Annotated in this window: 5 protein-coding genes; 3 read left to right on the top strand and 2 right to left on the bottom strand. The window is 47.7% G+C overall.

Going from position 1 to position 5,909, the window contains the following annotated elements:
• The first annotated feature begins 433 nt into the window (after nt 1-433).
• The 3 genes from gpmI to QZ327_RS13915 all read left to right on the top strand — a co-directional run bounded on the left by gpmI (nt 434) and on the right by QZ327_RS13915 (nt 3,276).
• Nucleotides 434-1,948: a 2,3-bisphosphoglycerate-independent phosphoglycerate mutase gene (gpmI, locus tag QZ327_RS13925; protein WP_294620276.1), complete on the top strand. Its 1,515-nt coding sequence runs from the start codon at nt 434-436 to the stop codon at nt 1,946-1,948.
• A gap of 196 nt (nt 1,949-2,144) precedes the next feature.
• The gene (locus QZ327_RS13920) at nt 2,145-2,681 is read left to right on the top strand and encodes a hypothetical protein (RefSeq protein WP_294620274.1); all 537 of its coding nucleotides are present in this window, start codon (nt 2,145-2,147) and stop codon (nt 2,679-2,681) included.
• A gap of 13 nt (nt 2,682-2,694) precedes the next feature.
• Nucleotides 2,695-3,276, top strand: a complete 582-nt coding sequence (locus QZ327_RS13915) for a DUF3109 family protein (protein WP_294620273.1) — start codon at nt 2,695-2,697, stop codon at nt 3,274-3,276.
• A gap of 229 nt (nt 3,277-3,505) precedes the next feature.
• On the opposite strand, the gene gyrB is transcribed toward QZ327_RS13915, so the two are convergent.
• Both gyrB and rpsT read right to left on the bottom strand, forming a co-directional pair.
• On the bottom strand, nt 3,506-5,467 hold the full coding sequence (gene gyrB / locus QZ327_RS13910; RefSeq protein ID WP_294620271.1) for a DNA topoisomerase (ATP-hydrolyzing) subunit B: 1,962 nt from the start codon (nt 5,465-5,467) through the stop codon (nt 3,506-3,508).
• Between the two features lie 227 nt (nt 5,468-5,694).
• The coding region (gene rpsT / locus QZ327_RS13905; RefSeq protein ID WP_294620269.1) for a 30S ribosomal protein S20 at nt 5,695-5,909 on the bottom strand (215 nt) is incomplete at its 5' end.

Here is a 5,909-nt window from a genome sequence, read left to right as displayed (position 1 = left end):
TTGTAAGGATTTCGCTATCGCGCTGTATGTGTGTAAGATAAGCGTTTCTCATTCCGTTTTTTCCGGCGGGCAGCACATCGGGGCGGAAACAGGCGATTCTGCGGCGCCGGGAAATACAGATTGTCAGAAAATACAGATTGTCAGCAAATGAAAGGGAAAATGAAAGAGAGAAAATGAAGCCGTGTGTGGCAAATGTTATTTTTACTTTTCGGAGTGGAATAGTTTGGCGGCTATTTTGTACCTTTGCAGGCGGGAAAACGTGGATGTGCCAAAGCCCCGATTGGCGTGCCGTTGTGCCGCTGGCTTCGCTTGGAACCTTTTCTGTTTCTTTCATTTAAGGTATATCCGTAGGAGCGTCGCGGCGGATAGTCCGTACATCTTCCCCTTTTCCCCGCAGGAAAGAGATTTGTACAATTAAAAACAATACTGAATTATGAGCAAAAAAGCCCTTTTAATGATTCTTGATGGCTGGGGTGTCGGCGATCAAGGCAAAGATGATGTGATTTTCAACACGCCCACTCCTTATTGGGACAGCCTGCTGGCTGCTTACCCGCACTCGGAGTTGCAGGCGAGCGGTGAGAATGTCGGCCTGCCCGACGGACAGATGGGTAACTCGGAAGTGGGTCACCTCAATATCGGTGCGGGACGTATCGTGTATCAGGACCTGGTGAAGATTAACCGCGCTTGTGCCGATGGCAGTATCTTGAAGAACAAGGAAATCGTTGCCGCTTTTTCTTATGCCAAGGAGTATGGAAAGAACATCCACTTCATGGGACTGACCAGCAACGGCGGTGTGCACAGCTCTTTCGACCATCTGTTCAAACTCTGCGATATCTCAAAGGAGTATGGCATTGAGAATACATTTATCCACTGCTTCATGGACGGCCGTGACACGGACCCGAAGAGCGGCAAGGGTTTTATCGAACAGCTGACGGCGCATTGCGAACAGTCTGCCGGCAAGATTGCTTCTATCGTAGGTCGTTTCTATGCCATGGACCGCGACAAGCGTTGGGAACGTGTGAAGGTGGCTTACGACCTGTTGGTGAACGGTGAGGGCAAGGCGGCAGCTGATATGGTTCAGGCTATGCAGGAGTCTTACGATGAGGGCGTGACCGACGAGTTCATCAAGCCGATTGTAAACGCCAACTGCGACGGTACTGTCAAGGAGGGTGATGTCGTTATCTTCTTCAACTACCGTAACGACCGCGCCAAAGAGCTGACTGTCGTTCTGACGCAGCAGGACATGCCGGAACAGGGCATGCACACTATCCCCGGCTTGCAATACTATTGCATGACTCCGTACGATGCTTCTTTCAAAGGCGTGCATATCCTCTTCGATAAGGAGAACGTGCAGAACACGTTGGGCGAATATCTGGCTGCCAACGGCAAGACACAGCTCCACATTGCCGAGACGGAGAAGTATGCTCACGTGACATTCTTCTTCAATGGCGGTCGCGAAACTCCGTACGATGCGGAAGAGCGTATTCTCGTTCCGTCGCCGAAGGTTGCCACGTATGACCTGAAGCCGGAAATGAGTGCTTACGAAGTAAAGGACAAACTGGTTGAGGCTATCAACACCAAGAAGTTCGACTTTATCGTAGTGAACTACGCGAACGGTGACATGGTGGGCCATACGGGTATCTACGAAGCCATCGAGAAGGCTGTAAAGGCAATCGACGAGTGTGTGAAAGATACGGTGGAGGCTGCCAAAGCCAACGATTATGAGGTAATCATCATTGCCGACCACGGCAATGCCGACCATGCCCTGAACGAGGACGGCACTCCGAATACGGCTCACTCGCTGAATCCTGTTCCGTTCGTTTATGTAACGGCAAACAAGGATGCCAAGGTGGAAAACGGCGTATTGGCGGATGTGGCTCCTTCTATCCTGTATATCCTGGGCATGGAACAGCCGGAGGAGATGACAGGCAAGAACTTGATAAAGTAAAGTTTTCAGAATTTAAGTAGAGTGTGTTGAAACTTGATAGGCGACTATTGTGGTTTTGATGCACTCTATTCTTTTATAGTACTCTATGCGTTATTCCTGTTGTCTCCTTTTCTGTTTTTGGGCTCTTTTCGGTTCTTCTTGTGTGAAAGAGATAGAGGAGGATGCGGAATCTATACCGGACAAATCGACACAAATCATGAATTTGTTAGTCAATGGTAATTGTGAAAAATGGGAAGGGTATTCTGTGGGACAGGTAGATTATCTCTGCGGATGGTCTCTTCGTTCGCATCAGGGAAGCGTGTTTGAGGAACGTAAGATTGTTTATGAAGGTATTGCTTCTGCCAAATTATGTTCTCCGCAGAAGGGGATTACTGCATTTGTCAGCCAAAAGGTGCCTGTAACGCCTGGACATCGTATCAGGATTGCCCATCATTATCTGATGGATGGAGAATCGGGTAATGGAGCGAGGATGTATTGCTATTTCCGTCAGAATGCTTCTTCTAATATTTCAAACAGTGTCTTGGCTACTTTTTATGATAAGAACACATTGGATATCATAAGAGGGGGCGGTTATGGAGTTCCCGGTTTTTCTGATACTGTAGGAGAATGGAAGTCTTTTGATTATTCAATAAGAGTTCCGGCAATTGCAAATTATTTTGTTTTTGAAATTCATAGCTATGCAGGTACTACTTTTTATGTGGATGACTGTTATGTGATAGATTTGGACAATTAGAAAAATATACGAAATGATACAGATTGATGATACGGTTGTAAGTCTCGATGTGCTGCGCGAGAAGTTTCTTTGCAACCTGGATGCTTGTAAAGGCGAGTGTTGCATTGAGGGCGATGCCGGTGCTCCGGTGGAATTTGAGGAGATAGCGAAGCTGGAAGAGGTGCTCCCTGTGATTTGGGAGGAGCTTTCGCCGGAAGCGCGTGCCGTGATAGATGCGCAGGGCGTGGTATACACGGACGAGGAAGGCGATTTGGTGACTTCCATTGTCAATAATAAGGATTGTGTCTTTACTTGCTATGACGATAAAGGTTGTTGCTATTGCGCCATCGAGAAAGCTTTCCGCGAAGGCAAGACGGATTTTTATAAGCCTGTGTCCTGTCATCTTTATCCCATCCGGGTGGGCGATTACGGTCCTTATAAGGCGGTGAACTATCATCGTTGGGATGTCTGCAAGGCGGCTGTGTTGTTAGGACAGAAAGAGGATGTCGCTGTATATAAGTTTCTGAAAGAGCCTTTGATACGTAAGTTCGGCGAGGACTGGTATGCCGAGCTGGAACTGGCAGCCGAGGAGCTGAAGAAGCAGGGGATGATATAGGAAGGAAATGGTTATGCGGTAATCATAAGAAAAATACGCTGTAGTCTTTGCGCTTGTTTCTCAGGTACGGACTACGCGAATTATATGATTAATTGAAGACGTGTCTGGAAAGATAGTGCATGATCCGTTTGGGAGACCTTGATATAAGAAAAGCTCCGGTCGGCAGGATTGTCCTGCTTGTCCGGAGCTTCTTCGTTGTAAGATGTGAGGTTGGTTATTGAATTATTGTTTAAGCGTCTATGTTTGCATACGTTGCATTCTTCTCGATAAAGTCGCGGCGCGGACCTACGTCTTCACCCATCAGCATGGAGAACGTGTAGTCGGCTTCGGCTGCATTTTCAAGATGCACTTGTTTCAACATGCGGTTTTCCGGGTTCATGGTTGTTTCCCACAACTGTTCCGGGTTCATTTCACCCAAACCTTTGTAGCGTTGGGTATGGATTGCGTTTTCCGAACCGCCGCCATACGTGTCGATAAACTTCTGGCGTTGTTGGTCTGTCCAGCAGTACTCTTTCACTTTGCCTTTGGTGCAGAGGTAGAGCGGGGGAGTGGCGATGTACAGGTAGCCCTGCTGTATCACCTGCGGGAAGTAACGGAAGAAGAGCGTCATAATCAGCGTGTCGATGTGTGAACCATCGACGTCGGCATCGGTCATGATAATCACCTTCTTGTAACGCAGCTTATCTATGTTGGCTTCTTTGCTGTCTTCACTGTCTACGCCGAAGCGGATGCCCAAGGCCTGGATGATGTTGTTTACTTCATCGCTTTCGAATGCCTTGTGCCACATGGCTTTCTCTACGTTCAAAATCTTACCACGGAGCGGCAGGATAGCCTGGAAAGCGCGGTTGCGCCCTTGTTTGGCAGAACCGCCTGCCGAGTCACCCTCGACAAGGAACAATTCGCATTCTTCCGGATCTTTGCTGGAGCAATCCGCCAGTTTGCCCGGCATACCGCCGCCCGACATCGGTGATTTGCGCTGTACGGACTCACGTGCCTTGCGTGCTGCCACGCGTGCCTGTGCTGCCAGTATCACCTTGTCAACAATCACTTTGGACTCTTTGGGGTGCTCTTCCAGATAGTAGGAGAGGGCTTCGCCCACGGCTTGGTCTACGGCTCCCATCACCTCGTTGTTGCCGAGTTTGGTTTTGGTTTGTCCTTCAAACTGAGGTTCGGACACCTTGATAGAGATAACTGCGGTCAACCCTTCGCGGAAGTCGTCACCGGAAATCTCTACTTTCGCCTTTTCCAGCATCTTGTTGTCCTCGGCATATTTCTTCAATGTACGGGTCAGTGCACGGCGGAAACCTGCCAGGTGGGTACCACCTTCGATGGTATTGATGTTGTTTACATAAGAGTGGATGTTCTCGCTGTAGGAAGTATTGTACATGATGGCTACCTCTACCGGCGTGCCCTGCTTTTCGGTATTGATGTAGATGACATCGTTCACCAAGTGTTCGCGGGAAGAATCAATGTAACGTACGAACTCCTTCAAGCCCTCTTCCGAATAGAAAACTTCTTGCTTGAAGTTTCCGTCTTCCTCTTTTAAACGGAGGTCGGTCAATGTAATCTTGATTCCGGCATTCAGATAGGCAAGCTCGCGCATGCGGGTTGCCAAAATATCGTAACTGTAGATTGTTTCGGTAAAGATGCTGCCGTCCGGCCAGAACTGTTGGCGCGTACCCGTAATGTCGGTAGTGCCCACTTCCTTTACCGAATATAGCGGATGCCCGCATTCATATTCCTGCTGATAGATTTTTCCGTTGCGGAAAACTTGGGTCGTCATGTGTGTGGACAGCGCGTTCACACAAGATACGCCGACACCGTGCAGACCGCCGGAAACCTTATAAGAACCCTTGTCGAATTTACCACCGGCATGCAACACGGTCATAACAACTTCGAGAGCCGATTTCTGCTCTTTTTCGTGAAAGTCTACCGGAATACCGCGTCCGTTATCTTGTACGGTAATCGAGTTGTCTTCGTTGATGGTAACCTCGATGTGGTCGCAATAACCGGCGAGCGCTTCGTCGATTGAGTTGTCCACAACTTCGTAAACCAAGTGATGAAGTCCCTTGATACTGATGTCGCCGATATACATGGCAGGGCGCTTGCGTACAGCCTCTAAACCTTCCAGTACCTGGATGTTACTCGCCGAATAATTACTTTCGCCGTTTATCTTTTCTTCTTCAGTCATAATCTAATATCTCTTATTGTAATAACAGAGCAAAAATAGTGAAAATCCTTGATATAACACGTCAACCGCTTTGATAAATTTGGGCTGTTTACAGCTTTTTTAGCACCGTAAGGATTTATTTGTTTCAAGAGGGCAAGAGGGCAGGAGAGGAGGGTAAAGAAGAGGATACAAGAAAAAAGCCGGACTGAAAAATCCGGCTTCTTATATATTTTGTAATACTTATCAACTTAAGCAAGCTTGTTGATATAAATTGCCAATTTCGACTTCAAGTTGTTGGCTTTGTTTTTGTGGATTACGTTAGTCTTAGCCAACTTATCCAACATCTTTGTGATACCAGGATACATAGCTGTTGCTTCAGCTTTGTCTGTAGTAGCACGAAGCTTACGAACAGCATTTCTCATGGTTTTGCCATAATATCTGTTGTGAAGTCTTCTTGTTTCTT

This window comes from uncultured Bacteroides sp., assembly GCF_910578895.1.
Lineage (GTDB): Bacteria > Bacteroidota > Bacteroidia > Bacteroidales > Bacteroidaceae > Bacteroides.
Note: the sequence above shows the minus strand (reverse complement) of the source record. Positions and strands in the feature narration are given on the sequence as shown.

Bases quoted from the DNA above. Each gene is read 5' to 3' on its own strand.
- gpmI (WP_294620276.1), top strand. From the start codon at position 434: ATGAGCAAAAAAGCCCTTTTAATGATTCTTGATGGCTGGGGTGTCGGC.
- QZ327_RS13920 (WP_294620274.1), top strand. From the start codon at position 2,145: ATGAATTTGTTAGTCAATGGTAATTGTGAAAAATGGGAAGGGTATTCT.
- QZ327_RS13915 (WP_294620273.1), top strand. From the start codon at position 2,695: ATGATACAGATTGATGATACGGTTGTAAGTCTCGATGTGCTGCGCGAG.
- gyrB (WP_294620271.1), bottom strand. From the start codon at position 5,467: ATGACTGAAGAAGAAAAGATAAACGGCGAAAGTAATTATTCGGCGAGT.